At 72.0% G+C, this 21,370-nt stretch carries 16 protein-coding genes and 1 pseudogene; 14 read left to right on the forward strand and 3 right to left on the reverse strand.

The genetic code is table 11. The annotated features are described in order from the left end of the window. Positions 1 to 224, reverse strand: a pseudogene (locus tag ABD990_RS17115) (hypothetical protein); the annotation flags it as partial. 926 nt (positions 225 to 1,150) lie between these two features. Here ABD990_RS17115 and ABD990_RS17120 point away from each other — a divergent pair. Continuing rightward, on the forward strand, positions 1,151 to 1,603 hold the full coding sequence (locus ABD990_RS17120) for a DUF7144 family membrane protein (protein WP_345381539.1): 453 nt from the start codon (positions 1,151 to 1,153) through the stop codon (positions 1,601 to 1,603). Between the two features lie 324 nt (positions 1,604 to 1,927). Further along, the gene (locus ABD990_RS17125) at positions 1,928 to 2,092 is read left to right on the forward strand and encodes a hypothetical protein (protein ID WP_345381540.1); all 165 of its coding nucleotides are present in this window, start codon (positions 1,928 to 1,930) and stop codon (positions 2,090 to 2,092) included. Between the two features lie 565 nt (positions 2,093 to 2,657). Here ABD990_RS17125 and ABD990_RS17130 read toward each other — a convergent pair. Further along, positions 2,658 to 3,080: a MarR family transcriptional regulator gene (locus tag ABD990_RS17130; protein ID WP_345381541.1), complete on the reverse strand. Its 423-nt coding sequence runs from the start codon at positions 3,078 to 3,080 to the stop codon at positions 2,658 to 2,660. Between the two features lie 178 nt (positions 3,081 to 3,258). On the opposite strand from ABD990_RS17130, the gene ABD990_RS17135 reads away from it, so the two are divergent. The 6 genes from ABD990_RS17135 to ABD990_RS17160 all read left to right on the forward strand — a co-directional run bounded on the left by ABD990_RS17135 (position 3,259) and on the right by ABD990_RS17160 (position 10,961). After that, the gene (locus tag ABD990_RS17135; RefSeq protein WP_345381542.1) at positions 3,259 to 4,500 is read left to right on the forward strand and encodes an FAD-dependent monooxygenase; all 1,242 of its coding nucleotides are present in this window, start codon (positions 3,259 to 3,261) and stop codon (positions 4,498 to 4,500) included. A gap of 812 nt (positions 4,501 to 5,312) precedes the next feature. After that, the gene (locus tag ABD990_RS17140; RefSeq protein ID WP_345381543.1) at positions 5,313 to 5,873 is read left to right on the forward strand and encodes a type IV toxin-antitoxin system AbiEi family antitoxin domain-containing protein; all 561 of its coding nucleotides are present in this window, start codon (positions 5,313 to 5,315) and stop codon (positions 5,871 to 5,873) included. A gap of 1 nt (position 5,874) precedes the next feature. Next, positions 5,875 to 6,627 carry a nucleotidyl transferase AbiEii/AbiGii toxin family protein gene (locus ABD990_RS17145; RefSeq protein ID WP_345381544.1) on the forward strand — a complete coding sequence of 251 codons (753 nt, stop codon included), beginning with the start codon at positions 5,875 to 5,877 and terminating at the stop codon, positions 6,625 to 6,627. 307 nt (positions 6,628 to 6,934) lie between these two features. Then, positions 6,935 to 8,527 (forward strand): ATP-binding SpoIIE family protein phosphatase, encoded by a 1,593-nt coding sequence (locus ABD990_RS17150; protein WP_345381545.1) that lies wholly within the window; start codon positions 6,935 to 6,937, stop codon positions 8,525 to 8,527. A gap of 122 nt (positions 8,528 to 8,649) precedes the next feature. Beyond that, positions 8,650 to 10,491, forward strand: a complete 1,842-nt coding sequence (locus ABD990_RS17155) for a SpoIIE family protein phosphatase (RefSeq protein ID WP_345381546.1) — start codon at positions 8,650 to 8,652, stop codon at positions 10,489 to 10,491. Between the two features lie 245 nt (positions 10,492 to 10,736). Further along, on the forward strand, positions 10,737 to 10,961 hold the full coding sequence (locus tag ABD990_RS17160; RefSeq protein WP_345381547.1) for a hypothetical protein: 225 nt from the start codon (positions 10,737 to 10,739) through the stop codon (positions 10,959 to 10,961). A 367-nt stretch (positions 10,962 to 11,328) separates the two neighbouring features. Here ABD990_RS17160 and ABD990_RS17165 read toward each other — a convergent pair whose 3' ends face one another. Then, complete coding sequence (locus ABD990_RS17165; protein ID WP_345381548.1) at positions 11,329 to 12,228, reverse strand: sigma-70 family RNA polymerase sigma factor; 900 nt, start codon at positions 12,226 to 12,228, stop codon at positions 11,329 to 11,331. Between the two features lie 998 nt (positions 12,229 to 13,226). Between ABD990_RS17165 and ABD990_RS17170 the strand changes: the two genes are divergently transcribed. The 6 genes from ABD990_RS17170 (at position 13,227) to ABD990_RS17195 (ending at position 21,046) form a co-directional block, all read left to right on the forward strand. Further along, complete coding sequence (locus ABD990_RS17170) at positions 13,227 to 13,424, forward strand: hypothetical protein (RefSeq protein WP_345381549.1); 198 nt, start codon at positions 13,227 to 13,229, stop codon at positions 13,422 to 13,424. A 459-nt stretch (positions 13,425 to 13,883) separates the two neighbouring features. Then, positions 13,884 to 13,985: a K(+)-transporting ATPase subunit F gene (gene kdpF, locus ABD990_RS17175; RefSeq protein ID WP_345381550.1), complete on the forward strand. Its 102-nt coding sequence runs from the start codon at positions 13,884 to 13,886 to the stop codon at positions 13,983 to 13,985. Then, positions 13,985 to 15,646 (forward strand): potassium-transporting ATPase subunit KdpA, encoded by a 1,662-nt coding sequence (gene kdpA, locus ABD990_RS17180; protein WP_345381551.1) that lies wholly within the window; start codon positions 13,985 to 13,987, stop codon positions 15,644 to 15,646. Before kdpF ends, kdpA begins: the two co-directional genes overlap by 1 nt. Next, a complete protein-coding gene (kdpB, locus tag ABD990_RS17185; RefSeq protein ID WP_345381552.1) occupies positions 15,643 to 17,745 on the forward strand; it encodes a potassium-transporting ATPase subunit KdpB in 2,103 nt (700 codons plus the stop codon). The genes kdpA and kdpB overlap by 4 nt, the downstream gene beginning before the upstream one ends. Continuing rightward, positions 17,745 to 18,368 carry a K(+)-transporting ATPase subunit C gene (gene kdpC, locus ABD990_RS17190; protein ID WP_345381553.1) on the forward strand — a complete coding sequence of 208 codons (624 nt, stop codon included), beginning with the start codon at positions 17,745 to 17,747 and terminating at the stop codon, positions 18,366 to 18,368. The genes kdpB and kdpC overlap by 1 nt, the downstream gene beginning before the upstream one ends. A gap of 38 nt (positions 18,369 to 18,406) precedes the next feature. After that, positions 18,407 to 21,046, forward strand: coding sequence for a DUF4118 domain-containing protein (locus ABD990_RS17195; RefSeq protein ID WP_345381555.1), 2,640 nt, complete (start codon positions 18,407 to 18,409; stop codon positions 21,044 to 21,046). Positions 21,047 to 21,370: the final 324 nt, after the last annotated feature.

Genomic DNA, 21,370 nt, shown 5'->3' on the forward strand with positions numbered 1-21,370 from the left:
TCCGCGTACGGGTAGTCCTGCCGCCAGGTCGTGACCTCTCCCCCGTCACGCGCCAGCAGGATCTCCTCGTCGTCGTCGAGCTCGCGGACGGTGTAGCCGTCCAGGTCGTCGAGCAGGTCCGCCGCCTCCAACGCCTCGCGCAACTCGGCGCGGGTGCGCTCGGAACGCCCCGCCCCATGCGGAGAGCTGCGGAACGAGCCCACGACATCGAGCGAAGAGGTCATGGTGCCCTTCGTAGCCGATGCACCGCGGGCCGAAACCCGAGGGTCGCGATCAGCGGAGCGGGAGCGGCGAGAGATGATCCGGTGGCGCGGTCCCCCGGCTCAGGTCGCGGGCCGTGGGCGCTGCGGCGGACGCCGGTGACGCGTTCCCCCGCGCGGCCCCTTCATGGGAACGACGACGTCGCGGACCACAGGTGGGGAGGGGCTGTCCCGGCGCAGAGCGTCACGTATCGCGGCTTCGAGCTGGACCCGTGACAAGCTGTAGCGGACCCCGCAGCGGTCGTGACAGTAGAACCGGACGAGGTCCTCGGTGGCGACGGGAGCCTCGGGAATTCCCCGCCGGAACCAGGTAGCGCACACCTCCGCGACTGTTGGCGCCCACCACATCGATCCGAGCGCTGTCGCGATCGCACCGGGCCTCGCCGAGCACTCGGCCGCATGCGTGACATCGCAGCCGCAGCACAGTCGCCGACGCGGCGCCGGCCGGAGCGACCGACGCGCCCGGGACGACCCGTCGCGCCACGTGAACGGCACCCTCTCCGGTTCGGGCCATATCGGCGGACTGTAGGTCAGCCACCGTTGCCGCCGCCGATCCTGGTGCCGCTGGGCCGGAGCCCGAGGCCGGACTCGGAGTGGAAGGCGAGGAACCCGACCGTGTCGAGCAGCCGCGGGCTGAAGGCACATCGGACACAGCCGACACGCCCCTCCGCATGCCCGAGGTTCCTCGCGGCGACTGACCTGACGGCCAGCGCTGCGCTCCGGGCAAGTACAGCCACCGACACCTCCTCGACCGGGCACGGCGGCTCGAACCCCGCGCGACCCGATGAGCCCCCGTTCTCGTCCATGTCGGATGAGGTCGACGCAGGCTGCACCGGCCGACAGTGAGACCTCGCCATGGCCCACGACCATGCAAGAGGAGGACCAGGATCATGAGCACCATCGACCCGGCCGCGCCCGGCGCCCCACCGCCTCGCGAGCGGCTCACCACGACCCCGGTGCACCGACCCTGGGCGACCGGGCTCGCCATGTTCGCCGGGACCGTCATGGTCGTCCTCGGGGTCCTGTCCGCGCTGGCCGGGATCTCCGCGCTCCTCGACGACGGGCTCTACGTGGCTGTACAGGGGTACCTCTACTCCCTCGACCTGACGACCTGGGGCTGGATCCACCTGATCCTCGGTGTGGTCGTCGCCGCGGCGGGCTTCGGAGTGATCGCCGGGCAGCTCTGGGCCCGGGCCATCGGCATCCTGGCAGCGAGTGTGAACCTGATCGCGAACTTCCTGTTCCTGCCCTACTCCCCGTGGTGGTCGATACTGCTCATCGCACTCGACATCGCCGTCATCTGGGCCCTCTCGGTCTACCGACCGCAGGAAGCACGCGGCTGACGGTGCTGCGCCACGACCTCGCGGTCGGCGTGGTCATCGGTATCGAGCGTCCTTGGGCGCGGTGACCACCTCCCCGGCCTTCACATGGGCCGGGTGGCGGACCCGCGCTGATCGTCAACCCATACTTCACGAAGCTTGCGTCAATGATAGGTTGACGATTGTGAACGACGGATGACGTCGAACCGTCCGAGGGGGTGCGCAATGGCCAAGAAGAAGGACAAGAAGAAGAAGGGCAAGAAGAAGAAGTGAGCCCGGCGGGCTCGACGCGGTCGAGCCCCGAACGGAGGCGCCCGGACATCGTCGTCCGGCGCCACCATCACGTCGATGATCAGCACGGTCACCCCGCGCGACGATGCCAGAGGCCGCTCGACGGCCGCGCCGGACGCCGGCGGCATGCCCCAGCCGCTCGTCGTCGGGCCGCCGCCGAAGATCCACGAAATCGGCGGGGCCGAAGCCGTGACACGCCATCCACGCCCCGATCCGTTCTGAGCTGAGTCGGAGCGTGGAGCACGTTCGCCCTGTCATGACTCGACGCACCAGGAGGCGGTCGGGCGCGGGTCGTCGGACCAGCATGCGACCAGGCGGACGCCCGGGGAGCCTGCGACGCCCCGCCGGTCGTCGTCGAGGTCGCGGAGTCGACGGTCCCGAGCGCGGCCGTCGGGGCGGCGAGGGTGTCTGCGGTGCTCATCGTGGTTCCCCTTCACAGGTGGCCTGGTGTGTTCCTGATGAGGACAACTCTGCTGTCGATCTCGGGGGCCCACCGTCGGCCCGACGCCCGATCGGCAGGGTGAATCAGCTGTCGGGCGACAGGCGGACGACGCGGAGGCCGGTCGGTCAGCTCCAGACCTGCCGCGTCGGACCCCGCTGATGACTCGGTCACCGAGCAAGCCGACCGCCCCGTCGAGCGGTGCACCAGAAGGGAGTCTGGGCGCGCAGCGAAGCCGCAACTCGACCAATCGCGGCCCAGCGGCGGCACTGATGCCAGGATTACCCGCGCGGCTCTGGAGCCCGCGACAAGAGCCGGTGACCGGATCCTGCCAGTTGCCGATCGACGTCAGGAGCCGGCGGCGAGGTCGAGCGCGTGCCCGTGGACCAGCTCGGTCGCCGCGGTGAGGTACCGGGTGATGACGGCCTGCTCGGCGGAGGTGAAGGAGTCCGCAAGCTGGTCGAGCTTGCCGAACAGCGGCGCCAGTTGGCCGAGTATGCCCGACACGGACGCCTCGTCCGGCTCCAGCACGATCCGGCGCCGGTCCTCGGCGGCGCGCCGGCGGTGCAGGTGCCCGGCCCGTTCGAGGCGGTCGGCAAGCTCGGTCCCCGACCCGCTGGAGATGCCCAGCAGCGAGGCCAGCTCTCCCGGTCCTAACGGTGCGTCCGCGGCCATCAGGTGCGTCATCGCCGTGAAGTCCAGGGCGCGCAGTCCGAGCCGGGCGGTGAGTGCCCGGGTCAGCTCCTCCTGGGCGCGCTGCAGCCGACGCACTCCCCAGGACACCTCCGACGCGGTGACGCGCTGCCGTTCCCGAGGCTCCACCTCGTCTTGCGATCCCTCCGACACGGAGCCATCCTAGCTATCAGGTAGCTCCGAGTCCGAGTTACCTCATAACGGAGGGAAAAACGATGACCGGATCGGCGATCGTCGTGGGCGGCGGCCCGGCGGCGTGCTGCTGACCTATCTCCTGGCCCGGGGCGGGGTGCCCGTGACGCTGTTGGAGGCACCCGGTGACTTCGACCGCCGGTTCCGCGGCGACACCCTCGCCCCGCCCGTGCTGGACTACCTCGACGCACTCGGCCTGGCCGAGCCGCTGCTGGCCGCCGTGCCGCACGCCCGCGCCGACGCCTTCCGCTGGCACACCCCCAGCCGCACCTACACCCTCGCCGACTACCGCTGGGCCAGCCGCCGCTTCGGCTACTACGCGCTCATCCCGCAGGCGCGATTCCTGCCCTGGCTGGCCCGGCGGGCCGAGCAGCACGGCGCCCGGATACTGATGGGCGCCCGGTTCCGCACCCTCCTGCGCGACGCCGACGACCGCGTCTGCGGCGTGGAGTACACCCACGCCGGCGCCGCGCAGCAGCTCACCGCCGACGTGGTGATCGGCGCCGACGGGCGCTCGTCGAAGGTCCGCCACGCCTCCCGCCTGGTCGCCACCGAGCTCGGCGCCAACCTCGACATCCTCTGGTACGCCGTGCCCCGCCGGCCCGACGACCCGGACCTGTCCGGGCTCGACCTGTTCGCCGCCCCCGGGACCACCGTGGTGCTCCTCGGTCAGGAGGACAGCTGGCAGGTCGGCTACGACATCCCCGCCGGCACCCTGCCCGAGGTCCGCGCCCGCGGCCTCGCCCCGATCATCGACGCGATCACGCGCGTCGCGCCCTGGCTCGGCGACCGGCTCGACACCCTCACCGACCTCAACCAGCTCACCCTGCTCCCGGTGAGGATCACCCGCCTGGACCGGTGGACCGAGCCCGGCCTGCTCCTGATCGGCGACGCCGCCCACGTCATCTCCCCGGTCGGCGGCAACGGCATCAACTTCGCCCTCGCCGACGCCGCCGAGGCCGCCAACCAGCTCCTGGACCCGTTGCGCGCCGACCCGGTCGATCCCGGACGCATCGACGCAGCCGCGCACCGGGTCGAAGTCCGCCGCCGCCCCCCGATCGACCGCGAACAGGCCTCCCAGCTGCGCATCGAGAAGGACAGCGCCGACCGCCTCCGCCGCGGCGACCCCCGCCCCGCCGGCTTCCTCCAACTCGTCGCGACCATCCCGGGACTCCCCCGCCTCATCGGGCGCCAGACCCGCAAGCTCCGCCTCCCCGCACCCGTCCCGACGATCCTGGATCGCCCGGCGCTTTCCCCTCCTGGCCGACGCCAGGGCAGCGCAGCGCTGGGCGGTGAAGGCCTGTGATCTCGACGCACGATCTGATCGTGATCGACGACGCCCTGTGGGTTCCGATCGGACGTCAGGTCCGGCAGCGTGTTGTCACAGTCATCCCTGAAGGAGCGGGCCGGTCAACCTCCCGTCCTTATAGTTGATCTTTGTTTCGGGGTTCTCCGCGTGCCTGCGGCAACGGGTTGCGGTGGACGAGATCAATCAGACGGGGCGATCACGCCGAGCCGACAACCTCGAACCGACAACGCCGAGCCGGCTCGGGGATCATGACCGTGCCGGTCCGCGTCCCCCGCAGGAACGGATGCCTCATGCCGCTGGGGCGGACAGGCAGCGCAGATGGCGATCGCGTAGGCCGTAGAACACGAGCGTGACCAGGTCACGGGCAGCGGCGACGACCCCGACGCCGCGGCCGCGGCGTGCGGCCACCGGGCGCCCTGGCCGTGGTCTGCGCCCTCGGCGGAGCCCGGGCTGGTGCTCAGCGGTGTCGCCCGCGCGTTCCCGGACGCAGTCGGGTTCCTCCGCTTCCCGACCACCACCTGGCAGTCGGCCCTGACCACCTCGGGTGGATCGCCCTGGCCGTCGCCGACTGGACGACGCAGCGCCGGCAACTTGGGGAGAAGGACATCGCGTCCTGACCCGGTGTCGTCGGCGCCCGGGGACCCGGACCCTCGGCCGCCTTGTCAGGCGGGATCTGTGGTGCCGTTGGTGTCACTTCTGTAGCCTTGGACCCTACGGAGGTGACAGTGATGGTTTCACGAGTTGCGTCACGGGTGCCTCCCGAACTGCTTCGACGAGGCCGCGTCCTCCGCCCGGTCGACGCCGAAGACGTGTACAGCAACCCCCGCGCCGAGTTCGCCCGCCTGGAACGAGCAGGAGCCCTCCATCGGCTCGCCGCCGGACTCTTCGCCGCGGTGCCGGACGACCGGGTCGGCAAGGACTGGCAGCCATCCCTCGAGGCCGTCGCGCTCGGCGCGGCCGGGACGGGCGGACACACCGCCGACAGCGCCCTGATGGGCATCAGCGCCGCCCGTATCCACGGCGCCGTCCCCCGCGCCCTCAACGTCGCCGTCGTCGCCGTCGAGCGCCACCGCCGCGCCCTGCAGCTCACCGACCGCAAGGCCACGATCCACTTCACCCGCCGCGACGTCGCCCGCCTCGACGTCCAACGCCACCGCACCGAACTCGGCCAGGGCTGGATCACCACCGTCGAGCAGACCCTGCTCGACCTCATCGCCCGCCCCCACCTCGGTGCCGTCCCCGACGCAGCGCACGAGGCGATCCGCGCCCTGATCCCCCGCGCAGACATCGCCCTGCTCCGCGACCTGGCCACCCGCCAACGCCGGCGCCGCGCGCTCGAGGACGCCCTCACCGCTCACGGGGCGGTCTGACGTGCTCGACCCCGACGACCTCCAGGACGTCGCACAGACCTACGGCGTCGACGAGGCCCAGGTCCTGCGCGACCACCTGATCTCCCACCTCCTCGCCGCCATCACCACCGAGGCCGCCGACCACGTCGTCTTCATCGGCGGCACCGCCCTGGCCCGCAGCGTCATCCCCGACGGCCGACTTTCCGAGGACATCGACCTTCTCGCGGTCGGCCGGCGTCGCATCGTCGCGGAGCGGCTCACCACCGCGCTTCCCCGCGCACTGCGCCGGGAGTTCCCCGGCTTGGATTGGCAGCCCTCGCTGATCGAGGCCCGAGAACCAGCGCCGGGGATCATCCGCAGCCCGGAGGGCCTCATCGTCCGCATCCAGCTGCTCAGCTCCACCGGCTACCCCCGCTGGCCCACGCAGGCAGTCGATCTCGTGCAGCGCTACGGCGACGCGCCGCCCGCCAGACTGTCGGTGCCCACCCCTGCCGGATTCGCCGCCGCGAAGGCCGTGGCCTGGCACGACCGCCACGCCTCCCGGGACCTCTGGGACCTCTGGGCACTCGCCGAGCGCGGACACCTCGACACCGCTGCCGCCGAGCTCTACGCCCGCCTCGGCCCCACCAACCACCGACCGGACCCCGACGACTACTCCGACCCACCGGACCAGGCACAGTGGCAACGCGATCTGGGCGCCCAGATCCGGCTGACGGTGAGCGCTGCCGACGCCGCCGCAGCCGTCGCCCACGCATGGAGCCAGCTGATCACCTAGCGCGGCGTGGATCGAACGTGGTGCAAACAGGGTTCGTTCCGACAACAGGAGCGGTCACAGTCAACGTTTCCGCAGCTCAGAGCAGTGCCAGCACTCTGTGATGCACGTCTCGGCGTTCTCCTGAAGCGGGTGTCGCAGGTTCGAATCCTGCCCCGGGCACCACCTCTGACCAGCGATCGCCGGGCCCGAGGTTTTCACCGCGAGTCGTGGAACCATCCGTGGAATCACCTGGGCCGACACCGTGACGACGGTGCGCGGCTCTGCGTGGTCGTGGGCGAACGCCTAGAGTGCGCCCCATGGGGGCGTCGTGAGCGAGACCGTGGCCGGCACCCCGACCGGCCCGGACGCCCCCGCTTCGTCCGCTCTACGTGTGCTTCTCGTCGAGGACGACGACGGCGACGCCTTCCTCGTGGAGGAGCTGCTGGCCGAGGTCGGTGAGATCCCGGCCCCGGTCCGCGTCAGCAGCATCGGCGAGGCCAGCGGCCTGCTCGGGCACGTGGCCTGTGTCCTGCTGGACATGAACCTGCCCGACTCCTCCGGGCTGGACGGCCTGACCCGGCTCCTCGAGATCGACGACCACCCGGCCGTCGTCGTGCTCACCGGCGACCTCGACGAGACCCGCGGCCGGGCCGCGGTGGCGGCAGGCGCCGAGGACTACCTGATGAAGGGCCGGGTCGACGGGCGGCTGCTCACGCGGGCGGTGCAGTACGCGGTCGAACGCCGCCGCGCCGAACGGCTCACCCGCCAGCTGCACGAGGCCCGGGTCCAGGAGCGGGAGAACCGCCGGCTCGGGCGGGGCCTGCTGCCCACCGCGCTACTGCGGGACCCAGCCCTCTCGGTCACCACCCGCTACCAGCCCGGCGAGAAGCGGCTGCTGCTCGGCGGCGACTTCTACGACGCCATCGAGACGGACGACGGCACCGTCCACGTCATCATCGGCGACGTCAGCGGGCACGGCCCCGACGAGGCCGCCATCGGCGTCAGCCTCCGAATCGCCTGGCGCACACTCATCCTCGCCGGCATGCCCGCCGCGCACGTCCTCCCGATCCTGGACCAGGTCCTGGTCACCGAGCGCCACGACACGATCCTCTTCACCACCGTGGCGATGGTCTCCGTGGCGGCCGACCGCCGCCACGTCGACCTCTACCTCGCCGGACACCCACCACCGATGCTCATCGACGGCGTCACACCCCGACCGCTGCCCGACCGCGCCCTCGGCGTCCCGCTCGGTGTGCGGCTGGGCACGACGTGGCCGTCCATCCGAATCCCGTTGCCCGCGGACTGGGCGCTGCTGCTCTACACCGACGGGCTCGTCGAGGCCCGCGACGACCACGGGGACGTGCTCTGGACCGACGGCCTGCTCGACCTGCTCGGGAGCCGGCTCGGATCCACCGGCCCGACCTGGGACGCCGAACCGGATCTGCTGCTCGACGCACTCCTGGCCGCGGTCGACCGCCGCGCGCCGCTGCGCGGCGACGATCTCGCCGTGGCGCTGATCACCCACACCCCGGCCGAGGCGAGGCAGCGGGCGGAGTGGGTGTACGACCCCATCGCCGGCGCCAGCGTCCGCGTCCGCCGCGACCTCCTCACCTTCCTGCGCGATCGGAACATCGACGAGGACACGACCGACGACGCCCTGCTGGTCGCCAGCGAGCTGGCCAGCAACGCCGTCGACCACGCACGCACGGCCTTCCGCGTGACCGTCATCCTGGACGGGCGTTCACTGCGGCTGGAGGTGACTGACGGCTCCCCCGCCGAGCCGCGGCTGCAGGTGCTCGACGTCCACGCGCTGCGCGGACGTGGGCTCCAGATCGTCGACACCCTCGCCGCCGAATGGACCGTCCGTCACCACGGGACCGGCAAGACCGTTGCCGCCGAGATCGCGATCACGACAGACTGAGCCGGCTCCGACCCGTACATTGCGGCCGCGGCATCGTCAGGGACGTCATCGTTCTGTCATCGTCTCGGTGATACCCGAGGGAGCCAGGACCCTCGCGGCGAACGGGAGCACACAGGAGCACGATGGCAGGCCACGCTGAGGGCGGTCCCGTCCGGGACGCCACCGACGTCGACGGCTGCGCCGATCTCTGCGACCCAGGCCGGCTCCGCGCCCTCGAACACACCGGTCTGGCTGCCGAGCCCGACCAGCGGCTCGACGGGTTCGCCGCCTGGGTGCGCGAGGCCCTCGACGTCCCCGTCGCGCTCGTCTCCCTGATCCAGGCCGACGCACAGGTCTTCCCCGGGATGACCGGGCTCCCCGAACCGTGGGCCACCAAGCGCTCCACCCCGCTGAGCCACTCGTTCTGCCAGCACGTCGTGCTCACCGCCGAACCCCTCGTCATCTCCGACGCCCGCGTCCACCCGCTGGTCCGCGACAACCTGGCCATCCCCGACCTCGGCGTCGTCGCCTACGCCGGCATGCCCCTCACCGACGCCGACGGAAACGTGCTGGGCTCGCTGTGCGCCATCGACAGCACACCCCGCGCGTGGACCGACGCCGAACTGACCACCCTGCGCCGCATGGCCGCAGCCTGCGCCACCGAACTGCGCCTGCGGCTCGCCACCTACGACGCGGGCCGCGAAGAAGCCCGCCGGGACCGCATCGAGGCCGCCCAACAGCGCTCGTTCCACCGCTCCCAGACCCTGCTGCTCGCCTCCCAGGCCTTCACCGACACCACCGACGTCCACGACGTCCTGACCCGCATCCGCGCGCTGGTCCACACGGAGCTGCGGCCCGACTACGTCGGCGCGGTCGTCCTCGACGAGCAGCACCGCACCGTTCGCCTCGCCGACGACCCCGTCGTGCTCGCCCCCACCCACACCCCCGACCTCGACGAGCACCTCCCGTCGGCCCGGGCCATGCGCGAGGCCGCGATCCTGTACTACCCCGACCGCGAGGCCTTCGACGCCGAGAACCCTCCCGCCGCCGTGGCGATCCTGCGTCACCTCGGCCTGCAGTCGGTGGTCGCCGTCCCGCTACCGGGTCCCGACGGACCCCTCGGCTCGATCGTGCTCGGCTGGGAGGTCCCGAACGTGGTCGAGGCCGAGGACCTGCTGACCATCGCCACCATCGGCGGCTACGCCAGCCAGGCCCTGGCCCGGGCGCGCATCCTGCAGCACCGGATCTCCGTGGCACACGCCCTGCAGAACGCCATGCTCACCACCCTGCCCACCGTCGACGGCCTACGGATGGCCGCCCGCTACACACCCGCCGACGCCCGGGAGCACGTCGGCGGCGACTGGTACGACGCCGCACCGGTCCCCCAGACCACCCGTCCCGAGCGGCACGCCCTTCTCGTGTCCGCCGGCGACATCATCGGCCACGACCTCGACGCCGCCACGATCATGGGCCAGGTCCGGTCCATGCTGCGCCAGGCCGCCTGGGACCATCCCGCCGACCCACCCTCGGCCGTCCTGCACGCCTTCGAGGCCGCAAACCACGGCCTGCGCCTGGATGCCGAAGGCACCATGATCCTGGCCCGCCTCGTCCAAACCGACACCGGCACCTGGGCCCTGACCTGGACCAATGCCGGCCACCCGCCCCCGATCCTGCTGCTCCCCGGTGGCAGCGCCGAACTGCTCCACGGCCACGACCCCTTGTTCGGCTTCGCGCTCCCCGCGGGCGCACCCCGCACCGACCACCACCGCGACATCCCGCCCGGCAGCACCTTGTTCCTCTACACGGACGGACTCGTCGAGCACCGCGGCAGGGACCTCGACGCCGGCACGGAAGCCCTCCTGAGCCTGCTCCGACGCCTCCACGACCGCCCCGTGCAGGAGCTCGTCGACCTGGCCGTGGGCACCCTCGCCTCCGACGCGCCCGACGACGTCGTCGCCTTCGCCATCCGCTTCCAGGACCACTGACCCGGGCACGGGCCGACGGCAGGTCACTCAGGGGTTCGCGACCGCGAGCGAACGTCCCTGCGGGGAGCCGCGCGATCGATGAGTTCACGGATCGGCTCACTGCTCGACCGGCCTGCCCCACCTGATACATGCCGGCCCGCACGTGCGCGGCGTCTGCGCGTTGCGCTGCGGATGGGTCGCCGTCAGGCTGGGGTCGCCGACGCCTTGTCACCCCGAGGCGTCTGCTCACTCCGAAGGATGGGAGGGTGCACACCTCGATGCCCTATACCCAGCAGTGCAGTCGATGCGGTCGAGTCGTCGATCCCGCCTCGGCCGACTACATCGACTGGCAGGCCTACGGCGACGGCACGACCGTGTGTCCGGGATGTCTTACGCCGTCCGACCGGCAGGACGGCGAGGCCGCCCTGCTCACCGAAGGCGAGAACGACGCGATCCTGCGCGATCTCGACCCGGACAACGACACCCGGTAGCGAGCCGACGGGACCCGGCAGGCCGCGGTCGCCGGCGTCGGGGCGTCGGTGGCCGCCGGAACTGTTGACCGCCCTGCTCGACCGGAGCCCTTCCCGCGGGTGATCTTTCGTGAGGGGCTACCGAGCATGTCGGCCTCTGCTGGCTGCAGCTCGGCCTCGGTCGGAGCCACCCTCTGCCGCCGCGCTGCGACGTGAGCGGTACGGCGGGAGCCGCAGGATCGTCTACCCCGTAGAACAGCGCCGGTCTACGCCACGCCGCCGCCTGCGGCCCTGCTGCTCACAGCAAGGCCTTGATCCCTGTCGGCCGGGTGATCGTTCGGCCAGGCCGGCGATCCCACGCATTGTGAGGGTCCTGCGGCGGGTGCACCTAGTCGGCGTACTCGCGCATGGGCCCGGATTGCCCGGGTAGGCGCAGCTTCGCCATTGCCCGGTTCTCGATCTGGCGGATCCGTTCTCGGCTGACGCCCAGGAGCGCGCCGATCTCATCGAGGGTGTGAGGACGTCCGTCGACGAAGCCGAATCGCAGACGGATGATCTGGGAGTCGCGTTCCGGCAGCGCGGCGAGCACGTCGGCGACGTATCGCCGGCGGGCCTGGGCGAGGGCCGCTGTATGGGGATCGGTGGCATGCGGGTCGGCGAGTAGCTCGGCGAACGTGTCGGTCCCTGCATCATCAAGGGGGTGGTCCAACGAGAGCGGAGTGCGGGCGCACTGGAGGAGCTGCTCCACGACCTCGGGGGACACCTCGAGCGCCCGGCCGATCTCAGCAGGGGTGGCCTCGCGGTCGAGGTCCTGAACGAGGCGACCGCGCACCCGGCTCAGCCGTGCGAGCAGCTCCTCCTTGTGCGCCGGGAGGCGGATCGTGCGGAACTGCTCGCCCCTGGCGCGTCCGATGGCCTGGCGAATCCACCACGTGGCGTAGGTCGAGAACCTGTGCCCGCGCGTGTGATCGAACTTGTCGACCGCGCGGATCAGGCCGATGTTGCCTTCCTGGATCAGGTCGAGCAGTGGTACCTCAGGGCCGCTGTAGCGCCGGGCGATGGAGACCACCAACCGTAGGTTCGCGGTGATCAGGCCCTCGCGCGCTCGGACGCCCTCACGAACCGCGCTACGCAGATCCCGCCCGAGAACGCCGGCACGTTCGTCCACGGCCAGACCGTGGAGTCGCTTCGCGGCCAGAACGCCGGCCTCGATGCAGCTGCCGAGCGCGACCTCCTCCGCTGCGGTGAGAAGCGGAACCCTTCGGATACGGACGAAGTAGGCCGCCAACCCGGCGGTCCCCACGTACTCGCGCGGAACTGCGCGGGGCGGGTCGACGTCGCCGGCGGCGCTCGCTGCTGTCGGAAGGGAGTCGGCGGTCCGGGTACGCCGCGGTCGTGGCGACGTCGCGACAGTGGGCCGTGCGGTTCGGGTCGACATCGCGAACCCTCTCGTGCCGGGACTCGGCTCATCAGTGGATGTCCGAGGCCTGGAGACGGGCACCGCTGCAAGCTCGACGCTACGCGCGTCGTCCGGCATCTGTCGACGGGTCCTCAGCCGCGCCGGGGACGACCTCGGGGAGCTGGCGCGCGGACCACCGACCACATGGAGCCTCGTCGACCCGTGTCGCCTGTCAGAGAGGCGTCAACCCTCTGGCGAGGGCACGCGTTTGCGGCAGCAGCTTCACCGGCGACTGGTGCAGCCCGAGACCCGGGCGGACACGAGACAGAGCGTTCAGGTCTTGTTCCGCACGACGCCGGCAACAGGCACGAGGTCACGCTCGAGGAGGGCGTACGCCTCGGCGAGGTCGCGAACTCCTGCGGACTGTTCCCCACCTTTGCCGCAGCCTTGATGATCGCCTCGAGGATGCCCTCGCGGGCCTGCTCGCTGAGACTCGGATCAGTCGTCGTGCCTCCTGGTGCAGCCTCGTTCGTTCCGGCTTGCCCGTGTCCCGGCGTGTCGAGACTCCGAACAGGTCAGTTCAGCGACCCGTCGCCGCTCGTCGGCGTACACTCACGTGACAGAGCTCATTCTGCACGTCGGCGGCCTGCCGGCGTCGTGCTCTGCGAACTCTGGCACCGAGTGTCTCGCTCGGGAACGGGAAGCACCGATATGACATCGGCATCCTTCGCATCGGCCGCCGTCGCCGCCCCGCTCTCCAGACCGAGTCCGCCGCCCGCCACGAGCGACCGCCCCGCCTGTCCGTCGAGACCGCGGGCTCGGATATCACCGGCCAGGTCGACGGCGCGTGGTGGCCCTACTCGCGTGACCTCGTCGGAGGAGAACCGATGAGCCACGTCGGACGCGCATTCGGCAAGGACGACAAGGGCCGCCAGGCTGCTGCCCAGGCCGCCTACGAGATCAGCTGCGCGGCCCAGAGCAAGCGGGCTGCACGGGTGGTCGCCGGCATGGCGGTTGACGCCGAGGACTGCGCGGAGCTGCTGGCCATGCTCGGACTCGACGGGCAGCGGCCCACCACGGCGTGACGAGGCCTGCGGCCGGCGTGGCCCTCCCCGGGTCGACCTTCACGTAAGCCTCGCACATGTCCCACCGTCCGGATACCACGCCGACCGCGTTCACGTCGCGCTTCGCGCGAGCACCGGTCGTGAGGATGGCCGGACGGTCCCCGCCGACGATCGCCGCATCCCTGGACTCCCGGCCCGACTTCTGAACCCCGGTCCGCTTCCTGCTCCGTCGCTGCCACGGCAGCGGTTGACATGCGTCTCCGGCCGTCAAGATCTCGTCAAGATCAGGCGCGGGGACGTCAAGGTCCTGTTCGAAGTCTCCACGACGTCCCTCGGCCGGGCTCACACTCGCCGTCGGCTTCGCCGGGAGGTCCGGCGGCCGAGTGTGAGGAGTTGTCCGGTGGCCGATGTGCTCTACGCACTGCTGCTGGTCGGCGGGTTCGCCGTCCTGGTGCTGTGCCTGCGCGGTCTGGAGCGCCCGTGAGTACCGCCGACGTGGTGACGAACGTGGTCGGCGGGGTCGTCGCCCTGGGCCTGCTCGGCTACCTGGTGGTGGCCCTGTTGCGTCCGGAACGGTTCTGATGGACGACACCGTTGCCGGCCTGCTCCAGGTCGCCGTGCTGCTGGTCCTGCTCGCGGCGGTGTACACCCCCCTCGGGGACCACATGGCCAGGGTCTTCACGAGCGAGCGGGACTGGCGGATCGAGTCCGCGCTGTACCGGCTGGTCCGGGTCGACGCGGCGAGCGGTCAGCGTTGGCCGACCTACGCCGCCGGGGTGCTCGGCTTCTCGTTCGTCTCGATCGTCCTGCTGTACCTGCTGCAGCGGCTCCAGCCGCTGCTCCCGGCGTCCTTCGGCCGGGGTTCGGTCGACCCGTCGATGACCTTCAACACCGCCGTCTCGTTCGTGACCAATACGAACTGGCAGTCCTACGTGCCGGAGCAGGTGCTCGGCAACACCGTGCAGATGGCCGGGTTGACCGTGCAGAACGTGGTGTCCGCCGCGGTCGGCATGGCCGTGGCCGTCGCACTGGTCCGTGGTTTCGTCCGCTCCGGCACGGACCGGATCGGCAACTTCTGGGTCGACCTGACCCGCGGGGTGGTCCGGATCCTGCTGCCCTTCTCGTTCGTCGCGGCGATCCTGTTGATCGCCATGGGTGTGACGATGTCGCTGCGCTCGGGCGTCGCCGTCACCGGCGTCGACGGGGCCACCCACACCCTGCCGCTGGCCCCGACGGCCTCGCAGGAGGCCGTCAAGGAGCTCGGCACCAACGGCGGCGGCATCTTCAACGCCAACTCGGCGCACCCGTTCGAGAATCCGAACGCCCTGTCCAACCTGTTCGAGATCTTCCTGCTCCTGGTCATCCCGGTCTGCCTGACCCGCACGTTCGGCACGATGGTCGGCAACCGCCGGCAGGGCACCGTGCTGCTGTCGGTGATGGGCGTGGTCTGGACCGCGATGCTGGCCCTGGCCTGGTTCGCCGAGACCCACCCCAACGGCCCCGCCACGCTCGCCGCGGGCGGTGCCCTGGAGGGCAAGGAGGTCCGCTTCGGCATCCCGGGCTCGGTCCTGTTCGGGGTGTCGACGACCGGGACCTCCACCGGTGCTGTCAACTCGCTGCACGACAGCTACACCGGCGGGGGCGGCGGCGTCGTGCTGCTGAACATGTTGTTCGGCGAGGTCGCGCCCGGCGGTGTCGGCGCCGGCCTCTACGGGATCCTCGTGCTCGCGGTGATCGCGGTGTTCCTGGCCGGGCTGATGGTCGGCCGCACGCCGGAGTACCTGGGCAAGAAGCTCGGCCGGCGCGAGGTCACCGCGGCCGCGGTGTCGATCCTGGTCATGCCCGTGCTGGTGCTCGTCGGTTCCGGGCTGGCGATCGCGCTGCCGGGGACGCTCGACGCGTTGAACAACGACGGGTCGCACGGCTTCTCCGAGGTCCTCTACGCCTACGCCAGCGCGGCCAACAACAACGGCTCCGCGTTCGCCGGCATCACCGTGACCAGCGACTTCTTCCAGACGACACTGGGGCTCGCGATGCTGTTCGGCCGGTTCGTGCCGATCCTGGCGGTGCTCGCCCTCGCGGGCTCGCTCGCCCGGCAGCGCCGGGTCGAGCCCGGCGCGGGCACCTTGGCCACGGACGAGCCGCTCTTCGCGGTTCTCGTCACCGGCACCGTCGTGCTGGTCGCCGCCCTCACCTTCTTCCCGGCGCTCGCGCTGGGTCCCCTCGCGGAGGCTTCGGCATGACACGCGGCACGACCACCCCCACCCTCGAACGCACCCCGCCCGAGGCGGTCGCCTCCGGCACCCCGGTCGAGGCCGGCGCGTTCCGTCCCGCACAGCTGTGGGCGTCGCTGCCCGACGCGCTGCGCAAGCTCGACCCGCGCACCCAGCTGCACAACCCGGTCATGTTCGTCGTGTGGATCGGGTCCGTGCTCGTCACGCTCGACGCGATCCGGCAGCCGACGCTCTTCGGCTGGCTCATCGTGATCTGGCTGTGGTTCACCGTCCTGTTCGCCAACCTCGCCGAGGCCGTCGCCGAGGGCCGCGGCAAGGCACAGGCGGAGACGCTGCGGAAGACCACGCGCGACACCGTCGCCCGCCGCCTGCGCCGCGACGGGACCGAGGAACGCGTCGGCGGCGCCGAGCTGCGGATCGGCGACCGGGTCGTCGTCGAGGCCGGCGGGACGATTCCCGGCGACGGCGACGTCGTCGAGGGCATCGCGACCGTGGACGAGTCGGCGATCACCGGCGAGTCCGCGCCCGTCGTGCGCGAGGCCGGTGGCGACCGGTCCAGCGTGACCGGCGGGACGACGGTGCTGTCCGACCGGATCGTCGTGGAGATCACCACCACGCCGGGGGAGAGCTTCGTCGACCGGATGATCGCGCTGGTCGAGGGCGCCTCCCGGCAGAAGACGCCCAACGAGATCGCCCTGACCATCCTGCTGGGCGCGCTGACGATCATCTTCCTGCTCGCCGTCGTCGCGCTGCAGCCGATGAGCGCCTACGCCGGTGGCCCGCAGTCCGTGGTCGTTCTGGTGGCCCTGCTGGTCTGCCTCATCCCGACGACGATCGGGGCCCTGCTCTCGGCGATCGGCATCGCCGGGATGGACCGGCTGGTGCAGCGCAACGTGCTCGCCAGGTCCGGCCGCGCCGTGGAGGCCGCGGGGGACATCGACACCCTGCTGCTCGACAAGACGGGCACCATCACCTTCGGCAACCGGCAGGCCACCGAGCTGATCCCGGTGGGCGGCGCCGGCCGCGTCGAGCTGGCCGCCGCCGCACGACTGTCGAGCCTGGCGGACGAGACGCCGGAGGGTCGCAGCGTGGTCGAGCTGTGCGCCCGCGAGTTCGGGCTGCCGGCGGAGGCCTCGGCCGAGGAGGCCCGCGCGCAGTTCGTGCCGTTCAGCGCGCAGACCCGGATGTCCGGGCTGGACCTGCCCGGCCGTTCCGTGCGCAAGGGCGCCGCGAGCGCGGCGCAGGCGTGGGCCGGCTCGGCGGACTCCGCCGCCTGGGCAGAGGTGTCCCGCCTTGCCGACGCCGTCGGTGACGAGGGCGGAACGCCGCTGGTCGTCGTCGAGGCCGCCTCGCCCACCGGCGAGGACGCCCGGGTACTGGGCGTGATCCGGCTGTCCGACGTCGTCAAGCCGGGTATCGCGCAGCGGTTCGCCGAGCTGCGGGCCATGGGCATCCGCACGGTCATGGTCACCGGCGACAACCCCCGCACGGCGCGCGCGATCGCCGCCGAGGCGGGCGTCGACGACCACCTCGCCGAGGCCACGCCCGAGGACAAGATGGCCTACATCCGCACGGAGCAGGAGGGCGGGCGGCTGGTCGCGATGACCGGCGACGGCACCAACGACGCGCCCGCGCTCGCCCAGGCGGACGTCGGGGTCGCGATGAACTCGGGGACGGCCGCGGCCAAGGAGGCCGGCAACATGGTCGACCTCGACTCCGACCCCACGAAGCTCATCGACATCGTCGAGATCGGCAAGCAGCTGCTGATCACCCGCGGGGCGCTGACCACCTTCTCCGTGGCCAACGACCTGGCGAAGTACTTCGCGATCCTGCCCGCGATGTTCGCCGCGCTGTACCCCTCGCTCGGGCTGCTCGACGTCATGGGCCTGCACTCGCCGCAGTCCGCGATCGCCTCGGCGGTGATCTTCAACGCGCTGGTCATCATCGTGCTGATCCCGCTGGCCCTGCGCGGCGTGCGCTACCGGCCCTCCTCGGCGTCGAGCCTGCTGCGCCGCAACCTGCTGGTCTACGGCCTCGGCGGCGTCGTCACGCCGTTCGCCGGCATCTTCCTCATCGACCTCCTCGTCCGACTGGTCCCGGGAATCTGATGCTCTCCACACTGCGCAGGCAGACCGGAACCGGTCTGCGGCTGCTGCTCCTCTTCACGGTGCTCTGCGGCATCGTCCACCCGCTCGTCGTCTGGGGCGTCTCCCGGCTCCCCGGGCTCTCCGGTCACGCCGAGGGCTCGCTGGTCACCCGGGACGGCACCGTCGTCGGATCCTCGCTGATCGGCGTCGACCCGGTCCCCGCCGACCCCGCCGCCGACCCCTACTTCCACACCCGGCCCGCGGCCTCGTCCGAGGACGTGCTCGGCCCGGCCGACACCAGCACCTCCGGCGGCTCCAACAAGGCCGGCGACTCCACCGACCTGCTCGACACCGTGTCCCAGCGGCGCGCGCTGATCGCCCGGCGGGAGGGCGTCGCGCCCGAGGCCGTGCCCACCGACGCGGTCACCGCCTCGGCCTCCGGGCTGGACCCGGACATCAGCCCGGCCTACGCCGCGCTGCAGGTCGACCGCGTCGCGCGGGTCGCCGGGCTGCCCGTCGACCGGGTCCGGGACCTGGTCGCGCAGGCGACCGACGGGCGCATACTCGGGTTCCTGGGCGAGCCGACCGTGAACGTCACCGAGCTCAACCTGGCGGTCGCCGCCGCACAGCGGGCAGGCCGGTGAGGTGAGATGAGCGGGTCTCGCACGAGCGGGGTGGGGACGTGACCACCGGAGCGGCGCCGGGAGGACAGGTGCAGCAACGAGGTGAGCTGCGGATCCACCTGGGCGCCGCGCCGGGGGTCGGCAAGACCTACGCCATGCTGTGCGAGGCCCGTCGCCGCAAGGAGCGCGGGACGGACGTGGTGGTCGGGCTCGTCGAGACCCACGACCGCGCGAGGACCGCCGAGCTGCTCGACGGCCTGGAGATCGTCCCGCGCCGCCCCACCCGGTTCGGCGGGGAGCTCGACGTGGCCGCCGTGCTCGCCCGCCGCCCGGAGGTCGTGCTGGTCGACGAGCTGGCCCACACCAACGCGCCGGGCTCGGACCGGATGGCCGGCTCCGCGAGCTCCGCCTCCGGCAACCCCAAGCGCTGGCAGGACATCGAGGAGCTCCTCGACGCCGGCATCGACGTGCTGTCCACGGTCAACATCCAGCACCTCGAGTCGCTCAACGACGTCGTGGAGAAGATCACCGGGGTCCGGCAGCGAGAGACCGTCCCCGACGAGTTCGTCCGCCGCGCCGAGCAGATCGAGCTGGTCGACATCACCCCCGAGGCCCTGCGCCGGCGGATGGCGCACGGCAACGTCTACGCCGCCGAGAAGGTCGACGCCGCCCTGGCCAACTACTTCCAGGTCGGCAACCTGATCGCGCTGCGCGAGCTCGCCCTGCTCTGGGTGGCCGACGAGGTCGACACGGCGCTGCAGCGCTACCGCACCGAGAAACGCATCTCCGAGACCTGGGAGACCCGCGAACGCGTGGTCGTGGCCCTCACCGGCGGCCCGGAGTCGGAGACCGTGCTGCGCCGGGCCACCCGGATCGCCAAGCGGGCCGGCCAGGCGGACCTGCTCGCCGTGCACGTGCTGCGCGGTGACGGGCTGGCCGGGGCACCGGTCGGGGCCACCACCGCACTCCGGAAACTGGCCGACGACGTCGGCGCCAGCTTCCACACCGTCGTCGGCGACAGCGGCGCCGGCGGGGTCACCGACGCCCTGCTCGAGTTCGCCCGCGGGGTGAACGCCACCCAGCTGGTGCTCGGCACCTCCCGGCGCTCCCGGCTGGCCCGCCTGTTCGACGAGGGCATCGGAGCCCGCGTCGTCCAGGAGTCGGGCTCGATCGACGTCCACATGGTCACCCACGCCGCCGCCGGCGCCTCCGCGCTCCGGCTGCCCCGGCTGCACAGCGCGGTCCCGCTCGACCGCCGCGTCCTGGGCTGGGTGCTGGCGGTGCTGGGCCCGGCCGCGGCGACCCTGATCGGCGCGTCCCTCTACGAGATCGTCGGGCTCTCCACCGACGTCGTGCTGTTCTTCCTGGCCACCATCGTGGCGGCGCTGGTCGGCGGGCTCGGTCCGGCGCTGCTCGCCGCCCTGCTCGGCGGCCTGCTGCTCAACTTCTTCCTCACCCCGCCGCTGTACTCGCTGACCATCTCCGAACCGGAGAACGCGATCACCGTCGTCGCGATGCTGATCGTCGCCGTGCTCGTCGCGCTGGTGGTGGACCGGGCGGCCCGGCGCGGGGAGCAGGCCGCGCGGGCACGCACCGAGGCGGCTCTGCTGGCCTCGTTCGCCCGCACCGTCCTGACCCGCGCCGACCCGCTGCCCCGCCTGCTGGAGAAGGTCCGCGAGGCCTGGGGGCTACGCTGCGTCGCCCTGCTCGAGCACGAGGACGGCGAGTGGCGGCGAGTCGCCACCTCGGGCCCACCGGAGTGCGGCCGGCCCGAGGACGCCGAGGTCGACGTCGCCGTCGAACCCGGGCTGCACCTGATCGGCACCGGCCGCGCGCTGCCCGCCCACGACCGACGGCTCATGGAGACCGTCGGCGGGCAGGCCCTGCTCGCGCTACGCAGCCAACGCGCGAGTGAGGAAGCGCTGCGCGCCCAGCGGCGCGCCGAGATCAACGAGACCCGCGGGGCGTTGCTCTCCGCGGTCGGCCACGACCTGCGAAGTCCGCTGACCTCCATCAAGGCGGCCATCAACAGCCTGCGCGATCCGCTGCTCCGGTTGTCCGGCACGGACCGGGCCGAGCTGCTCGAGACGGTCGAGGAGTCCGCGGACCGGCTGACCGGCCTCGTCGACAACCTCCTCGACTCCTCGCGGCTGGCCTCCGGCGCCGTCGCGCCGTTGCTGGAACGCATCGGCTACGACGAGGTGGCCGCCCGGGCCCTGCTCAGCGTGCCCGACGGCCCCCGGGTCCGCCTGGAGATCCCGGGCGACCTGCCCGACGTGACCGCCGACGTCGGGCTGCTGGAACGCGTCGTCGCGAACCTGGTCGACAACGCCCTCCGCCACGGCGGCGGCGCCCCGGTCGTCCTGCGGGCCAGCGCCCACGAGGGCCGCGCCGAGCTGCGGGTCGTCGACTCCGGACCCGGGGTGCCCAAGAAGCAGCGCGAGAAGCTCTTCGCGCCCTTCCAACGGCTCGGCGACCGCCGGGCGACCAGCGGGGTCGGGCTCGGGCTGTCCGTCGCGCGCGGCCTCACCGAGGTCATGGGCGGCACCCTCACCGCCGAGGACACCCCCGGAGGGGGACTCACCACCGTCATCTCGTTGCCCATGGCGCCGGCTCCACGGGTCGCGAGCCGCGGCGTCGTCGGCGGTGGAACCGCCTGCTCGCCCGACGAGGTCGCCGCGGACTCGGTGCAGCCGTGAACGGGATCCCGAGCATCCCGGCGAGCGGCATGGGCGACAGCTGAGCGACTGACGTCGTCATGACGATGGGTGAGGACGCGGAGCAGGCCGACCGGGCATCGCCGTCAACCCATGCTTGACGAGGCGGGCGTCAACTACACACCGGGGGCGGGCGGTCGGCGGTGCGGGCCCGCGCACCGGTCCGTGGACCTATACAGCGGCAGGGCGGAGAGCACCCCAGAGCGTACGGGCGAGGCGCACGGCGAGGCGCTCCAGCAGCGCCGCGGCGGCGGTCACCAGGACGGCCGTCAGGATCTCGCTCATCATGTCCACCCTTCCGACGAG

The organism is Pseudonocardia yuanmonensis (assembly GCF_039542425.1).
GTDB classification, from domain to species: domain Bacteria; phylum Actinomycetota; class Actinomycetes; order Mycobacteriales; family Pseudonocardiaceae; genus Pseudonocardia; species Pseudonocardia yuanmonensis.

Bases quoted from the DNA above. Each gene is read 5' to 3' on its own strand.
- ABD990_RS17120 (WP_345381539.1), top strand. From the start codon at position 1,151: ATGAGCACCATCGACCCGGCCGCGCCCGGCGCCCCACCGCCTCGCGAG.
- ABD990_RS17125 (WP_345381540.1), top strand. From the start codon at position 1,928: ATGATCAGCACGGTCACCCCGCGCGACGATGCCAGAGGCCGCTCGACG.
- ABD990_RS17155 (WP_345381546.1), top strand. From the start codon at position 8,650: ATGGCAGGCCACGCTGAGGGCGGTCCCGTCCGGGACGCCACCGACGTC.
- ABD990_RS17170 (WP_345381549.1), top strand. From the start codon at position 13,227: ATGAGCCACGTCGGACGCGCATTCGGCAAGGACGACAAGGGCCGCCAG.
- kdpA (WP_345381551.1), top strand. From the start codon at position 13,985: ATGGACGACACCGTTGCCGGCCTGCTCCAGGTCGCCGTGCTGCTGGTC.
- kdpB (WP_345381552.1), top strand. From the start codon at position 15,643: ATGACACGCGGCACGACCACCCCCACCCTCGAACGCACCCCGCCCGAG.
- kdpC (WP_345381553.1), top strand. From the start codon at position 17,745: ATGCTCTCCACACTGCGCAGGCAGACCGGAACCGGTCTGCGGCTGCTG.